The sequence below is a fragment of the Geminicoccaceae bacterium genome (assembly GCA_020638465.1).
Lineage (GTDB): Bacteria > Pseudomonadota > Alphaproteobacteria > Geminicoccales > Geminicoccaceae > JAGREO01.
The window spans coordinates 1,956,109-1,979,164 of sequence record JACKIM010000001.1 but is presented as its reverse complement, the minus strand read 5'-3'; the positions used below and the strand labels follow the sequence as shown (position 1 = coordinate 1,979,164).

Genomic DNA, 23,056 nt, shown 5'->3' with positions numbered 1-23,056 from the left:
AACGATCCCTCAGACGTCGAGTTCGCGCACCAGCCCCGCATTCTCCTGGATGAACTGGAAGCGGAGTTCCGGCTTGCGGCCCATCAGCTCCTCGATCAGTTGTCCGGTCGGCTTGCCTTCGACGTCCCGGATCTCGACACCGAGCAGCGAGCGGCGGGCCGGGTCCATCGTCGTCTCCTTGAGCTGCGACGGGTTCATCTCGCCGAGCCCCTTGAAGCGGCCGACCTCGATGTTCTTCTTGCCTTTGAACACCGTACGCAGCAATTCCTGTCGGTGCACATCATCCCGGGCATAGGCCACCGTGCCGCCGTGACTGAGCCGGAAGAGCGGGGGCTGAGCCAGAAACAAGTGGCCCCTTTCGATGAGTGGCCGCATTTCCCTGAAGAAGAAGGTCATCAGGAGTGCGGCGATATGCGCGCCATCGACATCGGCATCGGTCATGATGACGACCTTCTCATAGCGGAGATCATCAATCCGGCAGTGCCTTCCCACACCACAGCCCAACGCCGTCACCAGATCCTGCAGCTCCTTGTTCTGCGCCAGCTTGTCGGCGGTGGCCGACGCGACGTTGAGGATCTTGCCCCGCAACGGCAGGATCGCCTGCGTCTCGCGGTTGCGCGCCTGCTTGGCCGAACCGCCGGCACTATCGCCCTCGACGATGAAGATCTCCGTTCCGGGACGGTCGCCGATCGAACAATCCGCCAGCTTGCCCGGCAGCCTCAGCTTGCGCGTCGCCGACTGCCGCTTGACCTCCTTCGACCGCTTGCGCGCCAGCCGCTCCTCGGCACGCGCAACGGTATGGTCGAGCAGTGCCGTGCCTTCGGCGGGATGGTCGCCCAGCCACAATTCGAATCGGTCCTTGACCGCCCCCTCGACCAGCCGCGTCACCTCGTTGCTGACCAGCTTTTCCTTGGTCTGCCCCTGAAACTGCGGGGTCTTGTAGAACAGCGACAACAGCAGCGCCGATCCGCCCAGGACATCATCCGCAGTAAGCTGGCCGGCCTTTCTGTAGCCGATGCGCTCGGCATGGGCCTTGAGCGCCCGGATCACCGCTGACCGCAGGCCGGTCTCATGGGTGCCGCCCAGCGGCGTCGGCACGGTGTTGCAGTAGAGTCCCTGGTAGCCTTCCTCGTCCAGTGGCCAGGCCACGGCCCATTCCACCCGCCCCTGCCCATCGGCCAGCTCGGCCTCTCCGGCGAAGGGTTCGTCCAGCACGGTCTCGCGGCCCTCAAGCAGTCCGGCCAGGAAATCGCTCAGGCCGTTCGGGAAATGGAAGGTATCGCGCGCCGGCGTGGACCGCCCCTCCACCAGCGCCGGATCGCAGCTCCAGCGAATCTCCACACCCTTGAACAGATAGGCCTTGGAACGGGCCATGCGGTGCAGCCGCTCGGCATCGAAACGGACACGGTTGCCGAAAATCTCGGTATCGGGAATGAAGCGGATGCTGGTGCCCCGCCGGTTGGCCACCGCTCCCGCATCCTCGATCCGCCCCTGCGGCACACCGCGTGCATAGCGCTGGCGGTACAACCTGCGGTCGCGCGCCACTTCCACAACCAGTTCGCTCGCCAGCGCGTTGACCACCGACACGCCCACGCCATGCAGGCCGCCGGCCGTCTGGTAAGCCTTGTTCTGGAACTTCCCGCCGGAATGCAGCGTCGTGAGGATCACCTCCAGCGCGCTCTTGTCGGGGAACTTGGGATGCGGATCGACCGGAATGCCGCGGCCATTGTCGCGAATGGTGATGGCATCGCCGGCTTCCAGCTCGATCTCGATACGGTTGGCATGACCGGCCACCGCCTCGTCCATGCTGTTGTCGAGCAGCTCGGCCACGAGGTGATGCAGGGCATTGACGTCCGTCCCCCCGATATACATGCCGGGCCGCCGGCGCACCGGCTCCAGCCCTTCGAGGACCTCGATGTCCTCGGCCGTATAGGTCGCACTCGTCGCCGTATCCGTCAGTTCGAAAAGATCGCTCATTCAGGTCCGCTTGTCCTCGGCCGTCCTGGGTCATTGCCAGCGGCGGGCCCGCACCGTATCCATGGCGGACCAACACCTTCGCCCCGCCCACGCGGCTCTCTATTCACGGTAGTAGGCAGAAGCCATGCAGGATCCGTCACGTCAAGTGCCAAACCCCCGCAATCCCGCCGTCCGTGCGCTGGCCATGCCGGCCGACACCAATCCTGCCGGTGATATATTCGGCGGATGGATACTCGCGCAAATGGATATAGCCGGTGGCGTGCGGGCCTATGAGCGGGCGGCAGGACGGGTGGCGACCGTCGCCATCGACAGCATGACATTCCATGCCCCGGTGTTCGTCGGCGATGTCGTCAGCCTGTATGCAGACGTCCTGTCGGTCGGGAACACGTCCATGGCCATCCACATAGAAAGCTGGGCGAGGCGAGGACGCACCGGCGAGGAGGTCCTCGTCACCGAAGGCCGCTTCACCTATGTCGCCATCGACGAGAACCGCAAGCCCCGCCCTGTCCCGCCGGAGTGATACCCCGGATGGCATCCCGACATGGCCGCCCACGAGCCGGAGGTCGACCTCCTGCATGAGGCCGGGAGCGGACGTGGAATCCACGACGGAATCGCCCCCGCTCCACTTGCCTGTTCCCGGTCTGGCACACAGCGCGTGGTCGCCTATTTCGGAACGGTAACCTGCATCGACGGGCGTGCGGACATCTCCTCGAACCATCGGGCCAGCGCCGGCCTTCCCTCGCGCCAGCGCAAATCGGCATAGCGGAAGTCGAGATAGCCGAGCAGACAGGCCAGCGAGATCGTGCCGATACACAGATGGCCCATATAGCGCCCGGCATCCGGTTCGACATGATCCAGCGTGCGCGTCACCTTGGCCAGCTGGTTATCGATCCAGGGCTGCCAGCGCTTGTCCTCGGGACGGACGAAGGTCTCGTAGCGGGTGAGTACGGCGGCATCCATGGCCTCGTCGGCGAGAGCGGCCAGCCGCAGGACACGCCAGCGACGTCCGGGTTCTGCTGGAATGAGTTTCTTCCCGTCATGGAGACTGTCCAGATATTCGCAGATCACCCGACTGTCGACCAGTGACAGGCCGTCATCGGTGACAAGGCAGGGAACCTTGCTCAACGGGTTGTCCACCATGAGCTTGTCGCTGGGGGCTACCGGCGTCACCGTCACGGGTTCGAGGGCGATGCGGTCCATGAGGCCGGTCTCGCGGGCGGCCACCTCAACCTTGCGCACGAAGGGAGAAGACGGCGAATAGTAGAATTTCATGGTGTCAGTCCCATTCCGGTGCGATGTCGAGGTTGACCATGCGCCCGCCCGGCGAACGCAGCGCGCTGATGGCGGCCATTTCCGCCCCATCGAGCCCGAAGTCGAAGATGTCGATGTTCTCCTCCGCGCGGCCGGGATTGGAGGTACGCGGAATGGCGACCACGCCATCCTGCTGGACCAGCCAGCGCAGCGTTACCTGCACGGCACTCTTGCCATGCTTTTTCGCGATACCGGCGATCGTCTCGTTGTCCTGCACGACGCCCCGATTGATCGGTCGATAGGCGGTGAAGGCCATGCCGACGGCACGGGTCGCCTGCATCACCTTGTCCTGCAACAGGAAGGGATGATATTCGACCTGGTTGCACACCAGGGGCGCCGTCGAAAGCCGGACTGCCTCGGCGATGTACCTCGTCGTGAAATTGCTCACTCCGATATGCCGGGTGAGGCCGGTGGCCTTTGCCCAGTTGAGTGCCTCGATGGTCTCGGCCAGGGGCACCTCATCATTGGGCCAGTGCAGCAGCAGGAGATCGACATGGTCGACCTTCAGCAGGTCGAGCCGCTCCTTGACCGATGCACGGAAATCGTCGGCACGAAAGCAGTCCGGCCATATCTTCGTCGTGAGGAAGATCTCCGAACGTGGCACGGACGACGCGCGCAGCCCCTCCCCCACCGCCGCCTCGTTCTCGTAGCGCGCCGCCGTATCGATGTGGCGATAACCGGATTCGATGGCGCTGGCGACCATGCGGGTCGCGACCTCGCCACGCAGAGCCCACGTCCCCAATCCGATGGATGGAATTTTTGCCCCGTTGGCCTCGACAGTGATCATTACGTCTCCTCTCCCAGACTACCCTGTTCTATAAACCGGCCATCGCTCATGAAAAATGGTGAACATCAGTGAATTTCAAGGACGGCGCGCATCGACTGGCGATTGCGGAAGCGGTGGCACGCGAGGCCGGTCAGCTTGGCCTGCGCTACTATCGCCGGCGTGGCCAGCTCGACATCATCCAGAAGGGCGCGCAGGATCTGGTCAGCGAGGCCGACCGCGAGGTCGAACTGCTGATCCGCCGCCGCATCGGCGAACTGTTCCCCGAGGACGGTTTTGTCGGCGAGGAGCATGCACCCAGCGAGCCCGGTCCGGATGGCGGATACTGGGTCGTCGATCCGATCGACGGCACCTGGTGCTTTCTCAACGGCATCGCCAGCTGGTGCGTGTCGATCGCATGGTGCCGCAATGGCGTCATCGGGACCGGCGTCATATACGATCCCTGCAATGACGAATTGTTCTCCGGCCGTCGCGGCGGCGGCGCCTTCCTCAACGGCGAGCCGATCCGGGTCGCCGACGCGAAGGACTTCACCGCCGGCACCATGAGCGTCGGGTTCTCCAACCGCAGCACACCGCAGGAGATCATCCCCGTCCTTGACAGCCTGCTGAAGCAGGGCGGGATGTACCATCGCCACGGTTCCGGCGCACTCGGCCTTGCATGGACGGCGGCCGGACGGCTGATCGGCTATATCGAGCCGCACATGAACAGCTGGGACTGCCTCGCGGGTCTGCTGCTGGTCGAGGAAGCGGGCGGGTTCGCCTGCGATTTCCTTGCCAATGACGGCCTGTTCGAAGGCAACCGTGTCGCCGCCGGCCCAAGGGCGCTGCAAGGTCCCATCGACGGGCTTTTCGCCGCCTCCTGACACATTTCCCGCAACCGGATCGCAAGGATACCTTGCCGGGGTTCCTTTCCGGTCCGATGGAACGGAATATTTTCCTTTACCTGTCCGCCAGTCTCATGCCATGATCCTCCTCTCGCCCTTCATGGCCCAAGAACGGACAGGCATGATCATTCCCACCTTCGGCAAGGCTGCATACAGATTTCCACCCACCTGTATGCAGCGCCATACCGCGGTTCCGGCACCGCCCGCACCCAGAATTCAGCGCAGGCGGTCGAGAAACCATGTGGCCAGGCGTTGCCACAAGCGGTCGCCTTCGGCGGAGTCCTCGACGGTGTGGACGAGATTGGGGTTGTCGTTGACCTCGATGACGAACACACCCTGATCGTTCTGCTTGACGTCGACGCCGTGGAGGCCACGGCCGATGAGGCGTGCCGCCCGAACGCCGGCCGACACCACCTCTGCCGGGGCATCGTCGATGGCGAGCGTGCGGAAGCCTCCTTCGATCGCCCGGCGTCCCTCGCGATGGCGGACGATCTGCCAGTGCTTCTTCGCCATCCGGTACTGTGAAACGAACAGCGCCTCGCCGTCGAGCACGCCGACGCGCCAGTCGAATTCGGTATACATGAACTCCTGCGCCAGGATCAGATCGGACTCCTCCAGCATCGCCCTGGTCAGGGCCGTCAGTTCCTCGCGGTTTTCTGCCTTCTTGACACCGCGGCTGAACGAGCCGTCGGGAATCTTGAGCACAACCGGATAGCCGATGTCATTCTCGATACGGGGAATGTCCCTGAGCGAAGCAATGACCCGGGTCTGGGGAGTGCCGATGCCATGCGCCCCCAGAACCTCGGCCAGATAGACCTTGTTGGTGCATTGGCGGATCGATGCCGGATCGTCGATGACCGGCATGCCCTCCTGCTCGGCGCGCAGGGCAAAGCGATAGGTATGGTGGTCGATATTGGTGGTTTCACGGATCCACAGTGCGTCATGTTCCGCAAGCCGGGGAAGGTCTCTCCGGGTGATGGTCTCCACACCCAGCCCCATCGGCTCGGCGATGCGGGTGAAATGGCGGAAGGTCTGGGCATCGCTCGGGGGCAGCGCTTCCTTCGGATCGCACAACACAGCCAGCGAAAAGCGGGGTTCGGCCCGGGTCTTCGGGCTGCGCCAGCGGCGGTGGATGTAATGGCGCAGCGCCTGGCCAAAGGCTTCCTTCTGGTCCTCGTGCAGATCGGTGATCGCCAGCCTGCGGATACGCCGGATACGCCACCAGTCTCCCGCCTGGATCGACACCTCGATGACGGGATGGCGGAACCAGTCGAACAACTGGGCGGCGAAACGCTCGAAGCGCGGGTCGTCGACCACGCCCAGATGGATATGCAGGCGAAAGGAAACAACCGGAGGTTCGGCGAGTCGGCGAAGGGTGCGGTTGAGCGTATCCTCCAGGTCGGGCAGCGCATAGGCGTAATGGCTGCGCCGCGCCAGATCGAGAATCGTGGTGACCGAGGGCACGACCTTCTGCCCGCGCGCCTCCGCCAGCAGCGAGCAGTAATAGCCCCGGGTCTGGTAGGCATAGTCGCGGGAAAGGTTGAGGATCTTCGGTGTGAACCGGGTCTTGGCCGGACGGCTCACAAGGTAGTCCCGCGTGGTCGTCGCGTTCAGGTCGGCAACCCCTTGCGGGAGGTCATCAAGGCGATCGACGACAATCAGCCAACCATTCAACATCCGCCGACCATCACCATGCCGGCTACTCCTTCACCTGGAGAAACAAAGATGTTCACGCAAGTCTTCGAACAGGCATCTAGCCGGTTCTGGAAACTTCCGATAGAGCCAGAATTCCGATTTCGGCAATTGCAAATCCGGATTCAATCGCCCCATTCCAACCTGGAGAAAAGAGATCTAGAAGGACCAGCCCGCTCAGAGGGATGTCCTCAACTGTCAATCACACCGGAGCATTCCGGCAGGCAGGACCCGGCATCAGCTGATCCGTTTGCGGACATTTTCGCCTTCAAGGGAAATATGCCATGGCGAAATCATCAATACACGCTCCCCCTTGCCGTCCAGCGACGAGAAACGATGCGGCAGCGCTCGCGGCCATCGAGGCAGCGGCGTTCGATCCGGCCCGTTACGACGGATTGATCACCGCCCGGCAGTTCCGACACTTCGCCGATGGTGCCAATGCCGCACTGATCGTCGTCGAGCACGAGGGCCGCCCGGCCGGTTACGCCCTGGTGCTGTTCCGCAAGGGGTCGTCGGCCGGCCGTTTCTATTCGCTGGCGGTCGATCCGCGGATTCAGGGGGCCGGTCTCGGCAGCACCCTTTTCAGCGCCGCCGAACGGGCAGTCCTCGATCACGGTGCGACACGGATGCGGCTGGAGATCCGCGAGGACAATCTCACGCTCAAAAACCGTTACGAGCGCATGGGCTACCGCCTGGCAACCCGGGTACCCGGCTACTACCCCGACGGCTGCGCCGCCCTGCGTCTCGAACGAACCGTGGCGGCGCCTGCCGGATAAGATGCCGGCAACCAGCTTCAGCTGTTGAGCGCCAGCGACGTTGCCGGCACGTCGATGCGGGGGACCGATGGCGGCAGCTCGCCCGCGATGACGTCATATGCGCCAGCGGTGTCGAACAACTTCCGTAACAAGGCGATGTTGAGGCGGTGGCTGGGGCGGATCCCCACATACCTCGCCCCGATGATGCATCCGGCAAGGGCAAGGTCGCCGATCGCATCCAGCATCTTGTGGCGAACGAACTCGTCGGGGAAGCGCAGTCCCTCCTCGTTGAGCACGCCCTGCTCACCGATCACCACGGCGTTGCGCAACGATCCGCCCCGGGCAAGGCCGCGATCCCTGAGTGCCTCGACATCGTCGGCAAAGCCGAAGGTTCTCGCCGGGGCCAGTTCGTGGCGCAGGCCGTCATCGTCGAAGGCCAGGGAGAACTCCTGAATGCCGACATGCCGCGACGGGAAGTCGATACGGCAGTGGAACGAGCGTTCATGGTCCGGCACCAGCTTGCACAGCGACTGGCCGCTGCGAACCTCGACGCATTTCACGACACGGACGGTATTGCGTGGACGATCCTGCGGTACCGTACCGGCGCATTCGATGAGAAAGACGAAGGGCTGGGCCGATCCGTCCATGGCGGGAATCTCGGGTCCCGCCAGATCGACCCGGGCATTGTCGATGCCGCAGATCGCCAGGGCCGCCATGAGATGTTCGATGGTGGCGATCCGGTTGCCGGCCGCATCGACGATTGCCGTGCACAAGTCGGTTTCGGCGACCCGGCCATGGCTTGCGCGAACCGGGACGGCATTGCCGCAGTCGGTACGGCAGAAGACGATGCCGCTGCCAGCCTCGCCCGGATGAAGGGTTACCGCGACACGCGCTCCCGTGTGCAGGCCAACCCCCACACAGCCGATGGAATGCCGCAACGTCCGTTGCGCCCGGACGACATGATTATCCTGCAAAGCACCGCTCCTTGATTATCGACGGTGTGCTCTACCCGGCCCTGACGGTTTCATTCGCGCTTGATCCTGCACGATTGTGCCCAAAACCGCAAAAGAGCCTCCACCACCCGCACTCGGGCAGATGGTGGAGAGAGCAAAGGCAATTTGATTCAAAGCCTTCAGGAGGAGAAGCTGACAATCAGTTCCGTTTGTTGTCAGGCATTCTCACGCTCACGGCGCATGAACGCCGGGATATCGCCAATCTCGTCCTTGCGTGGCTTTTCGTCGGCCTCCTGGTTTTCGGAGCGGGTCTGGACCACGCGACGGGCCTGGGTCACGGGTTCGCGAACCGGTGCCGTTGCGGGACGTGAGAAGGCCAGGCCCCGGACACGATCGAAGATGCTCGGGCCCCGATCATCCTGACCTGCAGGCTGGTTGTCCCGGGAAAACGACGGTGTCTGGGCGGGAGGCGGCACGAATCCGGGTTGCCGACTCGAAACCTCGCCACCATCGCTGCGGGTGGCGGCACGCAGATTGGCTGTCGGGCTCTGCTGGCGCGACGAGGGGGCACCGGCCGTGTTCCGCATCACCGTCGGATAGGGCTGCTGCTTGTGCACCGCCTTGGGGAACCAGCCGCTGGCCTGGGCTGCCACCGGCCTTGCCTGCCCTTCGGCAGCGGCCGGCTCGTCGATGCTCTGGGCATGCCTTGCCTCGGACGCCTGACGCAGTTCGGCATTTTCAATACCGGTGGCCACGACAGAAACACGCATGCAGCCTTCCATCGATTCGTCGAAGGTCGAGCCGAAGATGATGTTGGCGTCGCCGTCGACTTCCTCGCGGATACGATTGGCGGCGGCATCGACCTCGAACAGGGTCATGTCCTTGCCACCGGTGATATTGATAAGCACACCACGGGCACCGCGCATCGACACCTCGTCGAGAAGCGGATTGGAAATGGCAGCCTCGGCAGCCTCGATGGCACGCTTCTCGCCATCGGCTTCGCCGGTGCCCATCATCGCCTTGCCCATCTCGCTCATCACGGTGCGGATGTCGGCGAAGTCGAGATTAACGATACCGGGCATGACCATGAGATCAGTGACGCCACGCACACCCATGTGCAGCACCTGATCGGCCATCTTGAACGCCTCGCCGAAGGTCGTGCGCTCGTTGGCCAGACGGAACAGATTCTGGTTGGGGATGACGATGAGGGTATCGACATATTCCTGCAACTCGGCAAGACCGCCTTCCGCCAGACGCATGCGATGAGCGCCCTCGAAATGGAAGGGCTTGGTCACCACGCCGACCGTGAGGATACCCTGCTCGCGCACCGCGCGGGCAATGACGGGCGCCGCGCCCGTGCCGGTGCCACCGCCCATGCCGGCGGTGATGAACACCATGTTGGAGCCCTGAAGCTGATCGAGAATTTCGTCCAGGGCCTCTTCGGCGGAAGCCGACCCCACCTCGGGTCGGGCACCCGCACCCAGACCGTGGGTGATGGTGTGCCCCAGCTGGATCTTGCGATCCGTCAGGCAGTTGGCGAGCGCCTGCGCGTCGGTATTGCAGGCCACGAACTCGACCCCCTCCAGATGCGAGGTGATCATGTTGTTAACCGCATTGCCACCCGCACCGCCGACACCGATCACGGTGATCTTGGGCTTGAGCTCGTGGGTCACGGGCATACTCAGGTTAATGGTCACTTCTTCTCCTCCTTCGTTGAAAGCGGACCATTCGGTTCCGCTTCATTCACCGTCAGGCAGTCGGGCAGACCAGCCAGCACGGAATCTCCTCAACCTGTAAAATTCTGTTTCCACCAGCGATTGATCTTGGCCAGCCCCTGGGCAAGGGCCGGCGTTTCGCTTGGCGGCCGCCAGTGCAATCCCTCGTCATCTCCCGAAATGAGTGCAAGTGCACCGGAAGCCGCACTGCAGCAGGGCTGATCTTCAACACCGTTTCGACCCTGCACCAGATCCGGCCTGCCCAGACGGGCGGGCAAACCGAACATCTCCTCGACCAGTTCCACGATCCCCTCGACCTGACCGCCACCGCCGGTGACGACGACGCTGCGCGGCGGCCGCTCCTCGAACAGTCCCCAGGCCTCGCGCAGCCCCTCCTGAACAAGGTTGAGGATCTCCTCGACCCGCGCACGCACGATCATGGTGAGCCGCGTCCGGGGAATTTCTCCGGTCGGCGCATCGACATGATCGCCGATCAGCGGCACATCGATGCGCATGTTGTCGTCGCAGCTGCGCCACTGCACACTGCCATAGAGCGTCTTCAACCGCTCCGCATAGCCCGCCCCTGTGTTCAGGCCATAGGCGATATCACGGCTGACGTTATCTCCGCCATAGGCGATCTGGTTCAGATAGACCAGCCGGCCACCGTGAAAATGGGCGACATTGGTCGTCCCGCCCCCCAGCTCGATGACAAGGCAGCCGCGATCGATCTCTTCCTGGGTAATGCAGGCGATACCGGCAGCGTACCCCGTCGACACCAACGCCGACGGTTCGATGTGACAGTCTTCAAGACAGGCGATGAGCCCGTCCAGGGCACTGCGATCGACCGTAGTGACGCAAGCCATCAGGCTCACCGAGTCGGCTGCCAGCCCGCATGCGTCGCGCAGCACGCGGCCGTCGTCCAGCGTCATCTCGACAGGTATCGCGTCGACCACCACCCGATCCGCACTCTCCCCTTCGCGGAAAGCATGCTGGAGCATGATATCCGCGTCATCGGCAAGAAGTTCGTGTCCGCCCAGACGACGGCTGACGCTGACCAGATGCGAGCGGGGCGCACCTCCGCTCCAGGTGACAGCGATTTCGCGAAGCTCGATACCGGCAGCCTTCTCGGCCTCCTGCAGGACTGCACCGATCGAGCGACTGGCTTCGTCGATATCGATGACATTGCCGGCACGAAATCCGGCGGCCGCCTGATAGCCGCGACCAGCCAGCTCGAAACCGCTGCCGATACGCGGATGGGCGATGTAGCAACACAGCTTGCTGGAACCGATGTCGATCAGCGCCTGCGGTCCCTGGCGGATGTTCCGGTGAACCCCGCCCAGAATGCCGCGCCAGGCCATGTCGGAAGCTCGGGTTATGGTTTCGGTCATGCCTGACGTCCCACTGCGGCCGAACCTGTCGCCTCGTCGACCAGCCGAACAACCAGCCAGTCGGGATTGCGCAAATCGACCGCCTCTATCGCACGTTCAAGCAGGGAAGTCTCACGCTCGGCCCGGGCGAGCACCCCCCATGCCTTCCCGACCTCGTGAGCCGGCAGCTTGACAGCGATACGCCCATCCAGGAACACGTTCCACCGGCGTTCATCCACCAGCTGCGCACCGCTGATGCGGCTTACCAGCGCCGGTTCGTCGAGCAGGCTGCGGAACAGCGCAGTCACCTCGGTGCGCGCCCCCTTGCCACTGACCACGGGCAAGTGAGCGAAGATCCCCACATCGCTGACAGGTATGATTTCACCATGCTCGTCAATCAAGCGCGCAACACCATTTTCATCTTCCCAGATCGCCGTCGGCCGTCGCTCGTCAAGCTCCAGATAAAGCGTGTCCGGTAACATCCGCCTCACCGAGGCCGAACGAACCCACGGCAACGATTCAAGTTGGGTTCTGACCTCGGAAATATCAACCAAAAGTATATTTTGTCCATATATGTTCGCTATTTTGTCACGGATATCCCCAGATTTTGTGCGCGCCCGGCCAATGGCCATCACTTCCTTGACTTCCAGCCCCATCGAACGGGTCCAATCTGCGGCCTTCGCAAGCACCACCGATCCCGCCTGTCCGGCAAGGTTGTTGGACACCGCCCACCAGCCGGCCAGCGTCGCGGTCGAACAGGCCAGCAACAGGGACCCGGCGACAAGGACCGGACGCCGCCAACGCGGCGGCGGAGGCGTCCGGCGGCCACGCGCCCTTGCACCACGGAGTCTTGGTCCAGTGGACGACCTGCCCTTCACGGATCGCATTGTGCCGCCTCCACAAGTCCTGCCACCAGTTCAGGAAATTCAATGCCGCAATGCAGCGCCTGCTCGGGAACGAGCGACAATGGCGTCATTCCCGGCTGAGTGTTGATCTCCAGGATGAAAAGGCCATCCTTGCCGAGCTGCGGATCGTAACGGAAGTCGGAACGGGAAACACCACGGCAGCCGAGAAGGCGGTGCGCCAACAAGGCCCAATCCATGACCTGCCGGTACACCGCCTCCTCTAGTGGTGCGGGGAGGAGGTGTTTAGCATAACCCGCAGTGTATTTTGCACAATAGTCGTAAAACCCCCTATTGGGTGAAAGTTCGGTCACAGCCAGAGCCCGATCACCCAGAACGGCACAGGTCAGCTCGCATCCGGCAATATATCTTTCAACCAGTACTTTAGATTTCGGATCCAGATCGTTGCGCCCGGTGAGGGCCGTCCGGTCATCGTCCCTGACGATGCTTACGCCGATACTCGACCCCTCCGCCGCGGGCTTGACCACATAGGGGGGGGCAAAAGGCGGGTCTTCCAGCACGGTTGCAAGGCTGCACAACCTGCCCTCGGGTGCACGGATTCCCGCACTCCGGAACAACCGGATCGCCATCGGCTTGTCCATGGCGATGGCCGAGGCCATTACACCCGAATGGGTGTAGGGGATCTGCATCAGGTCGAGCAGGCCCTGCACCCGCCCGTCCTCGCCCAGACGTCCGTGCAGGGCGTTGAATACGCAGTCGGGAGCAATTGTCTCCAGTTGTCGAGCAAGATCGCGGCCGACATCGATGCGGGTAACGCGATATCCCTTGCTCTCCAGAGCCCTTGCACATTCCTCGCCGGAAACCAGTGAAACCTCACGTTCCACACTGAGTCCGCCCATCAGGACAGCCACATGCCTGTTCATGCCACACCTCCGGTTGCGGTTGCCGGAAGCGCTTCCCCGATGCGGATGATCTCCCAATGAAGATCTACACCACTTTTATCTTTTACCCTTCGCCGGACTTCCTCGCCCAGCGCCTCGATCTCCGCTGCCGTGGCATCGCCCGTATTGATGAGGAAATTGCAGTGCACCTCGGAGACCATGGCCTGCCCGATGCGCAGGCCGCGACAGCCAGCGTCGTCGATGAGCTTCCACGCCTTGGCGCCCGGTGGATTCCTGAAGGTGCTGCCACCGGTGGCCGCCCGCAACGGCTGCGCCGCCTCGCGCTCGGCCCGGATCCCCGCCATGCGCCGGGCGATCGCCTCGCCATCCCCCGGCTCGCAGTCAAAGGCTGCGCGCAGCACAATGAACCCGGCCGGAAGCTCGCTGTGGCGATAGCCGAAGCCGAGATCGGCAGCGGTCAGGCGATGCACCCTGCCCGACGTGTCCATGCAGTCGGCAAAGCGGAAACGGTCGGCGGTTTCCCCACCGAAAGCACCGGCATTCATGCGCACGGCGCCTCCGATGGTACCCGGAATGCCGATGAAGAATTCGAGCCCGGAAAGGCCCGCCCTTTGCGCCACCTGGGCAACCCGCTGGTCGAGCGCGCCGGCACCGGCGATCACAGTCCCGCCATCCGCCTCGACCTTCGACAGCTCGCCGCCAAAGCGCAGGACAAGGCCATCGATGCCGCCATCGCGCACCAGCATATTCGAAGCGACACCCATTGGCAGGATGAGACTTTCCCCGGCTGCAACCAGTGCATCGCGCACATCCTGCTCGCTGCGTGCCTGCATCAGCCTGCGCGCGGGTCCCCCCACCCGGAACCAGGTGATCGGCTTGAGCGGCACATTGTCGCGAACGCGATCGCCCAGGACATGAAAGGCGTTGCGCTCACTCATGCCGAACGCCTTCGCCGCAATTCATCGGGCAGGCTCGCGGCCCAGTAGGTGATGCTGCCCGCTCCCATGCACAGAATGATGTCGCCGGGACCGGCCAGCCCGTCCACGAGCCCGGCAAGGTCGGCGGGATCGTCGAGTGCCATCACGTCGCGTTGTCCGTGGCGGCGCAGCCCCTCGACCAGATGAACCTGGTCCGCCCCGTCGATCGGTTCCTCGCCGGCAGCATAGACCGGAGCGACGATGGTCACATCGGCGTCGGCAAACGCGGTACAGAAGCCATCGAACAGCTCATGCAGGCGCGTGTAGCGGTGCGGTTGCATCACGGCTATCACCCGCCCCTCCGCAGACGCCCGGGCGGTCGCCAGAACGGCGCGGATTTCGACCGGGTGATGGGCGTAGTCATCGACGATCAGCGTGCCGTCGACCTCGCCGGTGACGGTGAAGCGCCGTCTGACTCCGCGCAGATTGCCGAAAGCCTGGCGGATCGCCTCATCGCCGATCCCGAGTTCGCTTGCAATCGCGATCGCGGCCAGGGCATTGGTAAGATTGTGCTCGCCGCGCAGGGTAAGCCGCAATCCCTCGATCCGGCGCACCTCATCGCTGCCACGGTCGCGAATATCGACGTCGAAGCGCGACCCCTCGATATCGAGGCTGATATGGGTCGCGCGGATGTCGGCCTGGGCGTTGAGACCATAGGTGACGATGCGCCGGTCGGTCACCCGTGCCAGCAGGGCCTGAACCTCGGGATGATCGGTGCACAGGACGGCGAAGCCGTAGAACGGCAGATGTTCGACGAAGCTGTGAAACGCGTCGCGAACTCCATCGAAACTGCCGTAATGTTCCATGTGCTCGGGATCGATGTTGGTCACCACCCCGATGGTCGCCGGAAGCCTGAGAAAGCTGCCGTCGCTCTCGTCGGCCTCGACCACCATCCACTCGCCCTGCCCCAGCCGCGCATTGGTGCCATAGGCGTTGATGATGCCGCCGTTGATGACCGTCGGATCGAGCCCCGCGGCATCGAACAGGGCGGCGACGATAGCTGTCGTGGTGGTCTTGCCGTGCGTGCCGGCAACGGCCACCGAGCGATGGAGGCGCATCAGTTCGCCCAGCATGTCCGCCCGACGCACAACCGGAATACGGCGGCGGCGGGCCTCGATGAGCTCGGGATTGCCCGAGGCGATGGCCGACGAGACCACCAGAACGTCCGCGCCCTCGACGTTTTCCGTGGCATGGCCAAGCATGACAGTCGCGCCGAGCCCCTGCAGGCGCTTCGTATTGGCGTTCTCGGCGATGTCCGATCCCTGCACCCTGTAGCCCATGTTGCACAGGATCTCGGCGATGCCACTCATACCGATGCCGCCGATGCCAACGAAATGGATGGGGCCGATGTCGAGCGGACGGATCTTCATGGCCGCCCTCCGGTGGAGATCGACACCATGGCATCGGCCAGGGTCGCAGCCGCGTCCGGGCAATCCAGCGACTCCGCCGCCCGGCTCATGGCCTCGCGCCTTTGCGCATCACCGAGGACGGCTGCCAGACTGGCCGAAAGGGCTTCCGCCGTCACCTCGTCCTGACGGTGCAGGATGGCCGCACCGGCACGTTCCAGCCGCTCCGCATTGGCCTGCTGGTGACCATCGGCGGCGTGAAGGTAGGGGATGAGGACAGACGGGCGTGACAAGGCGAGAATTTCGCTGATGGAAGAAGCTCCCGAACGACTGATGACCAACGAGGCGTCGCTCATACGCCGGACCATATCGTCAAAGAAAGAGGCAAGTTCGACCTCGAAGCCACAATCGGCATAAGCCTCCCTCACCCTTGCGATGTCTTCCGGGCGACACTGCTGGACGACCTTGAGCCGCTGGCGGATGGTATCCGGCAGGGCCAGCATCGCCGCCGGCACGATGTCGGAGAGAATGCGCGCACCCTGGCTGCCTCCGATCACCAGGACGTTCAGGCTGTCACCGGAGGTACCGGTCCTCGTTGCTGCCGAACGGACAAAACCCGGACGCACCGGATTTCCGGTGACCACGCGCCGGGCATTGCCCGACGGCAAGGCGTCGGTATCCGCGAAGGTCAGCGCGATCACCCCGGCAAAGCCGCCGATGTTCCGGTTGGCGCGACCGAACACGGCATTCTGTTCGTGAACCATTACCGGCACCGAACGGAGCCTCGCGGCGAGAGCCGCCGGCACCGAGGCATAGCCGCCGAAACAGGCGATCGCCTGCGGGCGCAGTTCGCCGATGGCCCGCAGGCTCTGGAAGAAACCCCGAGCGAGCGACAGCACGGCCCGCAGCCGATGGATCATCGTACCGCTGGGACTGGCCGCGGCGATCTCGCGATGTGGCATATCCTCGGGCAGGTAGCGCTGGCCACGACGATCGACGAGGAACGTGACACGATCGCCGCGGTTCACCAGTTCGCGCGCAAGCGCGAGAGCCGGAAAGACATGCCCGCCCGTACCGCCGGTGGCGACCATGTACATCGAACTCACGGTACACCTCCAAGACGCGCACCTCGCCGGGTGAACGCCAGCAGCATGCCAAGGCCGATGCCGAGCGCCATCATTGACGATCCACCATAGGAGATCAGTGGCAATGTCATACCTTTTGTCGGCATCAGGTTCAGGTTCACGGCCATGTTGATCAGTGCCTGAAGCCCCAGCTCCGCGGCAAGACCGAAGGCCGCCAGGCGAACGAAACGGTCATTGCTGTCCTGGGTGCGGTGCAGCGCCTTGAGCACCACCACGGCAAACACCAGCACGATCAGAAGGCAGAAGAGGATGCCGAACTCCTCGGCGGCAGTCACGAAGACAAAGTCGGAATGTGCCTCGGGCAGGGAGAATTTCACCACGCCCTCGCCCGGCCCACGGCCGAACAGTCCTCCCGAGGACAAGGCCCGCATGGCGATGCCGATCTGGTCGTACTCCGCCACCGGCCCGAAGAAGATGTCGACACGCTCCTGCACATGCGGGTGCAGGGCATAGGCGCCATAGAGCCCGACCACGCCGACGGTCACGGCGATGCCGACGAAGAGCCAGCTCAGGCCGGCGATGAACAGCTGGGCACAGAAGATCAGCGTGATCAGCGCTGCCATGCCGACGTCGGGTTGCATCAGAAGGACGCCTACCACCCCGCCGACCAGCAGTGTCGCCGGCACGAGCCCGCGAATTCCCTCGCTGCGGGCAAGCAGCCATGCACCGATCACCGTCACGCAAGGTTTGAGAAACTCGGTGGGCTGGATCTGCTGCCCGAACATGCGCAGCCAGCGGTGAGACCCCTTCACCTCGGGCGCCAGGAACAGCGTGGCGATGGTCAGAAGTCCAAACACCGCAAAGCACACGACAGCCAGACGCAGGACGCCGCGCGGCGCCATCAACGAGACCAGGAACAGGAGTCCCAGGGAAATACCCAGAGAAATCAGATGCTTGAAGATGAAATGGGTTTCGGGATATCCCAGCTTGCGGGCAACGGGCGGACTGGCGGCGAACACCATGAACAACCCCAGTATCGCCAGCACGATGATCCCGCCGAGCACGAAATGGTCGACCGTCCACCACCAGCGGCCGACAAAACTGCGATCGTGGCGGGCAAAGGGGGTCATGCCGCACCTCCGAGCGGTTGCAACCGCTCGCCGGAAGCCATCGACATGGCGATCTCGCGAAACCGGTCGCCGCGCTCCTCATAGCTCCTGAACTGGTCGTAGGAGGCGCAGGCGGGTGCGAGAAGCACGGTGGCCTCGCCGGTCCGGTCGGCCAGTGCCGCGTCATGGGCAGCACGCATTGCCTCCGCCAGTCCGGCATGGCGGGTGCATGGCACCACGCCTTCGAACGTGGCCACCATCTCGTCAGCGGCCTCGCCGATCAGGTAGAGGTGCCGCACCGGACGCATCAGTGACAAAAGCTCCGAAAATCCGCCGGGCTTGGGTTTGCCACCGGCGATCCAGTAGATATTGGGAAAGGTGCGCAGGCTGCGGGCGGCCGACGACGGATTGGTCGCCTTGCTGTCGTTGATGAAGCGCACATGGTCGATGACGGCGACCTGCTCCGCCCGGTGAGGCAGGCTGCGGAAGGTCGCCAGTCCGTTGCGGATGGTCGTCCCGTCGACGCCGAGACGCAGCAGCGCCAGGGTGGCTGCCGCAGCATTGTCGATATTGTGATCGCCGCGCAGGGACGGCAGATCCCGGAGATCCATCAACGGCCGGCTGCCGCGACGCAGATCGCCGCCAACGATGGACACCACCGCCTCGCCGCTGCGACCAAAGGTAGTGACCGCCACCCGACCGGCAAGCGATTGCGCCACCGCCCGACTCGGCTCGTCATCAATGCATATGACCGCTTCGTCACTCGTCCCCATTCGGGCAAAGACACGCGATTTTGCCCGGATGTAGCCGTCGAGATCGCCGTGACGGTCGAGGTGATCCGGCGTGAGGTTCATCCAAACGGCAATATCGGGCCGCAGGTCGTTGCAGAGATCGAGCTGGAAGGACGAAAGTTCGAGGACGACGATCGTCGGCTTGGAGCCGGGCTTCAACTCGAACACTGGCAGTCCGATATTGCCTCCGATCAGCACTCGCTTTCCGGCAACCAGTGCCAAATGGTGAATTAATGCCGTTGTTGTCGATTTGCCGTTGGTACCGGTCACCACCACCAGGGTGTGTCCGAGTTCACGCAGCGGCCGGGCGAACAGGTCGATATCGCAGGTGAGCAAAATACCGGCTTCCCGCGCGGCGGCCACCACAGGATGAGGCCGCGGGTGGGTGAGCGGCACGCCAGGACTGACGACGAGGACATCGAGCCGGGCCACGTCCTCGATCCTGCCAGGCCGCATACCTTCGGCCAGAAGAGGCTCGATCGCCTGCGGATTGTCATCGTACACGACGACGCCGATGCCGTTTCGCGCAAGGACACGGGCAACGGCAATACCGCTTCGTGCCAGACCGAGCACTCCGACCGTCTTGCCGCGCAGGGGGGCAATCGCGTGCATGATCCCGTCCATCAGCGCAGCTTCAGCGTCGAGAGGCCGATCAACGCCAGGATGGAGGCGATGATCCAGAAGCGGATGACGATGGTCGGTTCCTTCCAGCCCTTCTTCTCGAAATGGTGGTGCAAGGGCGCCATGCGGAACACGCGCTTGCCGGTAAGCTTGAACGAGGCGACCTGAACGATGACCGAAACGGCTTCGAGCACGAACAGTCCACCGATGATGGCCAGTACCAGTTCGTGTTTGGTGACCACGGCCACCGATCCCAGAGCGCCACCCATTCCAAGCGAGCCGGTATCGCCCATGAATACCATGGCTGGCGGTGCGTTGAACCAGAGAAAACCGAGCGACGCCCCGACCATGGCCCCGCAAAACACGGCAAGCTCACCGGTACCGGCGACATAGGGAATACCCAGGTAACCAGAAAAAATCACATTACCGGTAAGATAGGCGATCAGGGCAAAGCACCCGGCGGCAATCATCACCGGAACGATCGCTAACCCGTCGAGTCCGTCGGTCAGGTTGACCGCGTTTGATGCTCCCACCATGACGAAAGCCGCCATGAGTGGAAACAACACACCGAGCGGAATCAGCACCCCCTTGAAGATCGGTACAGCGAGAGCACCGGAAAGCGGCGGCTCGGTGAGCAGCATGGCCGCAGTCGCGGCGACAATGCCGATAGCAGCCTGAAACAGCAGCTTCCTGCGCCCCGAGAGCCCCTTCGACGAACGCCGGGTGAGCTTGTAGTAGTCGTCGACAAAGCCGATACCACCATACCCCAGCGTCACCAGCAGCACGATCCAGACATAGCCGTTGGCGAGGTCCGCCCACAGCAGCGTGGCGATGCCCAGCGCCAGCAGAATGAGCACACCGCCCATGGTCGGCGTACCCTTCTTGGTCAGGAGATGCGTTTCCGGCCCGTCCTCGCGGATCGGCTGCCCCTCGCGCTGCCTCGCCCGCAAGCGGCGAATCACGTAGGGACCGATGAGAAAACTGATGAACAGGGCGGTCATGACCGCCCCTCCCGTCCGGAAGGTGATGTAGCGAAAGACGTTGAAAACGCTGATTTCGGCGGCGAGCGGGAAAAGGAGGTTATAGAGCATGCCCTCTCAGACCTCCTCGTGCGCGTTCTGGACGATACCGACGCCCATGCCATGAATGGCATCGACGACACACTGCATGCCACTGCCGAGCGAACCCTTGACCAGAACGACGTCGCCGGCGCGCAGCCAGGAACCAAGGCCGGCCGCGAGCTCCCGCGATCCGGCGGCGTGGTGCCATTCCCGCTTCGTCCCCACCGCCTCGCCCAGATGTGCCATCATCGGTCCGGCGAGCAGCAGCAGGTCGACATCGGCATCGTCGAGGGCATCACCGAGCTCTGCATGCATCCGGGCACTGTGGGCACCGAGTTCGAGCATGTCACCGAGGATGGCAACCTTGCGGCCCGACTGGTTGCCGAGCACCTCGATGGCGGCCCGGGTCGACACCGGATTGGCATTGTAGCTCTCGTCCAGCAGCAGGATCTCACCGCCTCCCGCGAGTTGCACATGTTCGCGCAGGCCGCGTCCGGCAACGGCTTCGAGAACGGCCAGTTGTTCGAATACGCCATCGAGCGGCAGTTCGAGCGCATGGGCGACGGCGACGAGCCCCAGACTGTTGATGACCCAGTGATAGCCGGGAATGCCCACCTCGAAATCGATCTTGCGACTGTCCAGGCGAGCATGCACGAGGCTGCGATCTGCCCTCAGCTCGCTGTCGACCAGCCGGACGCGGGCGCCATCCGCACCGCCATAGGTGATGATGGCCGCCCTCGCCGCCCGTGCATGGTCCAGCAGCAGGTCGGAGGACGGCGCGTCATTGTTGATGACCGCCACGCCATCCGGCTCCAGCCCGTAGAATATCTCCGCCTTGGCCTCGGCGATGGCATCGAGCGAAGTGAAGAACTCCATGTGGGCCGGTGCTATGGCAGTGACCACGGCGATATCGGGCCGAACCTGGGCGGTGAGCGCACGAATCTCGCCCGGATGGTTCATGCCCATCTCGAAGATGCCGTAGCGGGCGGCGGGCGGCAGGTTGGCGAGGCTGAGCGGAACGCCCCAGTGGTTGTTGTAGCTCCGTTCGCTGGCATGGGTCGGCGCGAAATGGCTGCAGATCCGGGCGAGAGCGGTCTTGAAACCGGTCTTTCCGACACTGCCCGTGACACCGATGATCTTTGCCGCACTGCGCCTGCGAGCGAAGGCCGCCAGCCCTTCCAAAGCCCGCATGCTGTCCTCGACCAGCAAAAGCGGTGCGTCTTCGGGAACATCATCGGGACGGGCGGTGACGACGGCCGCGGTAGCTCCCCTGTCCAGAGCATTGCCGACAAACGCATGGCCGTCGCGCGCGGCCTGCAAGGCGACGAACAGATCGCCCGGACCGACGGTGCGGCTGTCGATACCGACGCGCTCGGCTTCCCAGTAGCGGCGGCTCCGGCCGGTCGTGGCCGAGGCGGCATCGACGGCGGTCCAGAGGGGTTTGCTCATCGTCCGCCCTCCGTTTCCGCAAGGACCTTGCGCAGTTCCTCGGCATCGTTGAACGGAAGCAGCGTCGTGCCGACCAGTTGGCCCGATTCGTGGCCCTTTCCGGCGACGAGCAGCACGTCTCCCCCGTTCAATCCGGCGAACGCAGCCCGGATCGCCCTTGCCCGATCACCGATTTCCTCGGTCCGGTCCTTCGGCGTTGCGGCAAGGATCTCGCTTCGGATGCGACCGGGTTCCTCGCTTCGCGGATTATCATCGGTCACGATCACGTGATCGGCCAGCCTGCCGGCAACCTCGCCCATGATCGGTCGCTTGCCGGGATCACGATCCCCACCGCAACCGAACACCACCACCAGCCGGCCATCGGTGTGCGGCCGCAGTGCCACGAGCGCCTTTTCCAGCGAATCCGGTGTATGGGAGAAATCGACGAAAGCCGGTGCACCGGACGGGTGAGTCACGACATGCTCCATCCGCCCGGGTGCCGGTCGCAGGCAGGAAAGCTGGGCCATGGCCTTGTCCAGCGGTGCGCCGCCGGCGACGGCCAGACCGAGGGCCGCCACCATGTTGGATGCCTGGAATTGCCCGACCAGCGGCGAATCGACCTCACAGGCTGTACCGTCGATCGACAACCTGACGAGTTGCCCGACCGTCCCCACCTCGATGGCGACGATGCGATAGCGCCGGGCCTTGAAGCCGTAATCGACCATCTCGATGCCGCGCCGGTCGAGAAGCGCCGCGAGATCGCCGGCCTCGGGAACGTCGGCATTGATCACCGCCAACCCGCCCGGCATCAGCAACTCGGAAAAAAGACGCTTCTTGGCCGTATAATAGGCTTCGTAGCTACCGTGGTAATCGTAATGGTCGCGACTGATATTGGTGAAGGCCGCCGCCCGGAAGTTCAACGCGTCGAGCCGGAACTGGTCCAGCCCGTGGCTTGACGCTTCGAGCGCCAGGTGGTCGATCCCTGCCCGGGCCAGGTCCGAGCAGAGCCTGTGCAGCAGCACCGGGTCGGGTGTGGTCAGCTGGGTTGCGGGCCAGCGCCCCTCGCTCTCCACGCCGAGCGTTCCCAGGCTGGCCGCTCGCATACCGACGCGATCCCAGATCTGGCGGGTGAAGCTCGCTACCGAGGTCTTGCCGTTGGTCCCCGTGACCGCCACCGTCGTCCCGGGCTGACCGGGTGTGAGACGTGCGGCCATCTGCGACAGGCGCAGGCGCGGATTGCCGTCAACAACCACCGGCACGGCGGTCGCGTAATTGCGCGCCGAATCACTGCCGAGAATCGCCGCAGCACCGGCAGCCAGCGCGTCCGGGATGAAGACATGCCCATCCACCCTGCTACCGCTGATGGCGGCATAGAGATTGCCCGGCCTCAACTTGCGGGTATCGAAGCAGATCCCGTTGATCTCGGTATCGCCCG

At 63.9% G+C, this 23,056-nt stretch carries 20 protein-coding genes; 3 read left to right on the top strand and 17 right to left on the bottom strand.

Annotated features, from left to right (window positions below; translation table 11 throughout):
- Positions 1-9: 9 nt before the first annotated feature.
- Positions 10-1,977 (bottom strand): DNA topoisomerase IV subunit B, encoded by a 1,968-nt coding sequence (gene parE, locus H6851_09415; GenBank protein MCB9943822.1) that lies wholly within the window; start codon positions 1,975-1,977, stop codon positions 10-12.
- Between the two features lie 124 nt (positions 1,978-2,101).
- On the opposite strand from parE, the gene H6851_09410 reads away from it, so the two are divergent.
- Positions 2,102-2,497 (top strand): acyl-CoA thioesterase, encoded by a 396-nt coding sequence (locus H6851_09410; protein ID MCB9943821.1) that lies wholly within the window; start codon positions 2,102-2,104, stop codon positions 2,495-2,497.
- Between the two features lie 143 nt (positions 2,498-2,640).
- Here the strand turns inward: H6851_09410 and H6851_09405 are convergent, their stop codons facing one another.
- Complete coding sequence (locus H6851_09405; GenBank protein ID MCB9943820.1) at positions 2,641-3,249, bottom strand: glutathione S-transferase; 609 nt, start codon at positions 3,247-3,249, stop codon at positions 2,641-2,643.
- 4 nt (positions 3,250-3,253) lie between these two features.
- Positions 3,254-4,075 carry an aldo/keto reductase gene (locus H6851_09400; protein MCB9943819.1) on the bottom strand — a complete coding sequence of 274 codons (822 nt, stop codon included), beginning with the start codon at positions 4,073-4,075 and terminating at the stop codon, positions 3,254-3,256.
- 95 nt (positions 4,076-4,170) lie between these two features.
- Between H6851_09400 and H6851_09395 the strand changes: the two genes are divergently transcribed.
- On the top strand, positions 4,171-4,935 hold the full coding sequence (locus H6851_09395; GenBank protein ID MCB9943818.1) for an inositol monophosphatase: 765 nt from the start codon (positions 4,171-4,173) through the stop codon (positions 4,933-4,935).
- Positions 4,936-5,172: 237 nt separating this feature from the next.
- On the opposite strand, the gene H6851_09390 is transcribed toward H6851_09395, so the two are convergent.
- Positions 5,173-6,630: a RimK family protein gene (locus H6851_09390; protein ID MCB9943817.1), complete on the bottom strand. Its 1,458-nt coding sequence runs from the start codon at positions 6,628-6,630 to the stop codon at positions 5,173-5,175.
- A 302-nt stretch (positions 6,631-6,932) separates the two neighbouring features.
- Between H6851_09390 and H6851_09385 the strand changes: the two genes are divergently transcribed.
- Entirely contained in the window at positions 6,933-7,424 is a 492-nt protein-coding gene (locus tag H6851_09385) for a GNAT family N-acetyltransferase (protein ID MCB9943816.1), read from the top strand.
- A gap of 17 nt (positions 7,425-7,441) precedes the next feature.
- Here H6851_09385 and lpxC read toward each other — a convergent pair whose 3' ends face one another.
- The 13 genes from lpxC to H6851_09320 all read right to left on the bottom strand — a co-directional run bounded on the left by lpxC (position 7,442) and on the right by H6851_09320 (position 23,042).
- A complete protein-coding gene (gene lpxC, locus H6851_09380; GenBank protein MCB9943815.1) occupies positions 7,442-8,377 on the bottom strand; it encodes a UDP-3-O-[3-hydroxymyristoyl] N-acetylglucosamine deacetylase in 936 nt (311 codons plus the stop codon).
- Between the two features lie 194 nt (positions 8,378-8,571).
- Positions 8,572-10,035, bottom strand: coding sequence for a cell division protein FtsZ (gene ftsZ / locus H6851_09375; protein MCB9943814.1), 1,464 nt, complete (start codon positions 10,033-10,035; stop codon positions 8,572-8,574).
- 107 nt (positions 10,036-10,142) lie between these two features.
- Positions 10,143-11,459 (bottom strand): cell division protein FtsA, encoded by a 1,317-nt coding sequence (gene ftsA / locus H6851_09370; protein ID MCB9943813.1) that lies wholly within the window; start codon positions 11,457-11,459, stop codon positions 10,143-10,145.
- Positions 11,456-12,205, bottom strand: a complete 750-nt coding sequence (locus H6851_09365; GenBank protein MCB9943812.1) for an FtsQ-type POTRA domain-containing protein — start codon at positions 12,203-12,205, stop codon at positions 11,456-11,458. Before H6851_09365 ends, ftsA begins: the two co-directional genes overlap by 4 nt.
- Before the next feature lie 107 nt (positions 12,206-12,312).
- A complete protein-coding gene (locus H6851_09360; GenBank protein ID MCB9943811.1) occupies positions 12,313-13,224 on the bottom strand; it encodes a D-alanine--D-alanine ligase in 912 nt (303 codons plus the stop codon).
- Positions 13,221-14,141 (bottom strand): UDP-N-acetylmuramate dehydrogenase, encoded by a 921-nt coding sequence (gene murB, locus H6851_09355; GenBank protein MCB9943810.1) that lies wholly within the window; start codon positions 14,139-14,141, stop codon positions 13,221-13,223. The genes H6851_09360 and murB overlap by 4 nt, the downstream gene beginning before the upstream one ends.
- Positions 14,138-15,550: a UDP-N-acetylmuramate--L-alanine ligase gene (locus H6851_09350; protein ID MCB9943809.1), complete on the bottom strand. Its 1,413-nt coding sequence runs from the start codon at positions 15,548-15,550 to the stop codon at positions 14,138-14,140. Before H6851_09350 ends, murB begins: the two co-directional genes overlap by 4 nt.
- Positions 15,547-16,632, bottom strand: a complete 1,086-nt coding sequence (gene murG / locus H6851_09345) for an undecaprenyldiphospho-muramoylpentapeptide beta-N-acetylglucosaminyltransferase (protein ID MCB9943808.1) — start codon at positions 16,630-16,632, stop codon at positions 15,547-15,549. The genes H6851_09350 and murG overlap by 4 nt, the downstream gene beginning before the upstream one ends.
- Entirely contained in the window at positions 16,629-17,741 is a 1,113-nt protein-coding gene (locus tag H6851_09340; GenBank protein MCB9943807.1) for a cell division protein FtsW, read from the bottom strand. The genes murG and H6851_09340 overlap by 4 nt, the downstream gene beginning before the upstream one ends.
- Positions 17,738-19,123: a UDP-N-acetylmuramoyl-L-alanine--D-glutamate ligase gene (gene murD, locus H6851_09335; protein ID MCB9943806.1), complete on the bottom strand. Its 1,386-nt coding sequence runs from the start codon at positions 19,121-19,123 to the stop codon at positions 17,738-17,740. Before murD ends, H6851_09340 begins: the two co-directional genes overlap by 4 nt.
- An 11-nt stretch (positions 19,124-19,134) precedes the next feature.
- Positions 19,135-20,223: a phospho-N-acetylmuramoyl-pentapeptide-transferase gene (locus tag H6851_09330; protein ID MCB9943805.1), complete on the bottom strand. Its 1,089-nt coding sequence runs from the start codon at positions 20,221-20,223 to the stop codon at positions 19,135-19,137.
- A 6-nt stretch (positions 20,224-20,229) separates the two neighbouring features.
- Positions 20,230-21,642 carry a UDP-N-acetylmuramoyl-tripeptide--D-alanyl-D-alanine ligase gene (gene murF / locus H6851_09325; protein ID MCB9943804.1) on the bottom strand — a complete coding sequence of 471 codons (1,413 nt, stop codon included), beginning with the start codon at positions 21,640-21,642 and terminating at the stop codon, positions 20,230-20,232.
- Positions 21,639-23,042, bottom strand: coding sequence for a UDP-N-acetylmuramoyl-L-alanyl-D-glutamate--2,6-diaminopimelate ligase (locus H6851_09320; GenBank protein MCB9943803.1), 1,404 nt, complete (start codon positions 23,040-23,042; stop codon positions 21,639-21,641). The genes murF and H6851_09320 overlap by 4 nt, the downstream gene beginning before the upstream one ends.
- Positions 23,043-23,056: the final 14 nt, after the last annotated feature.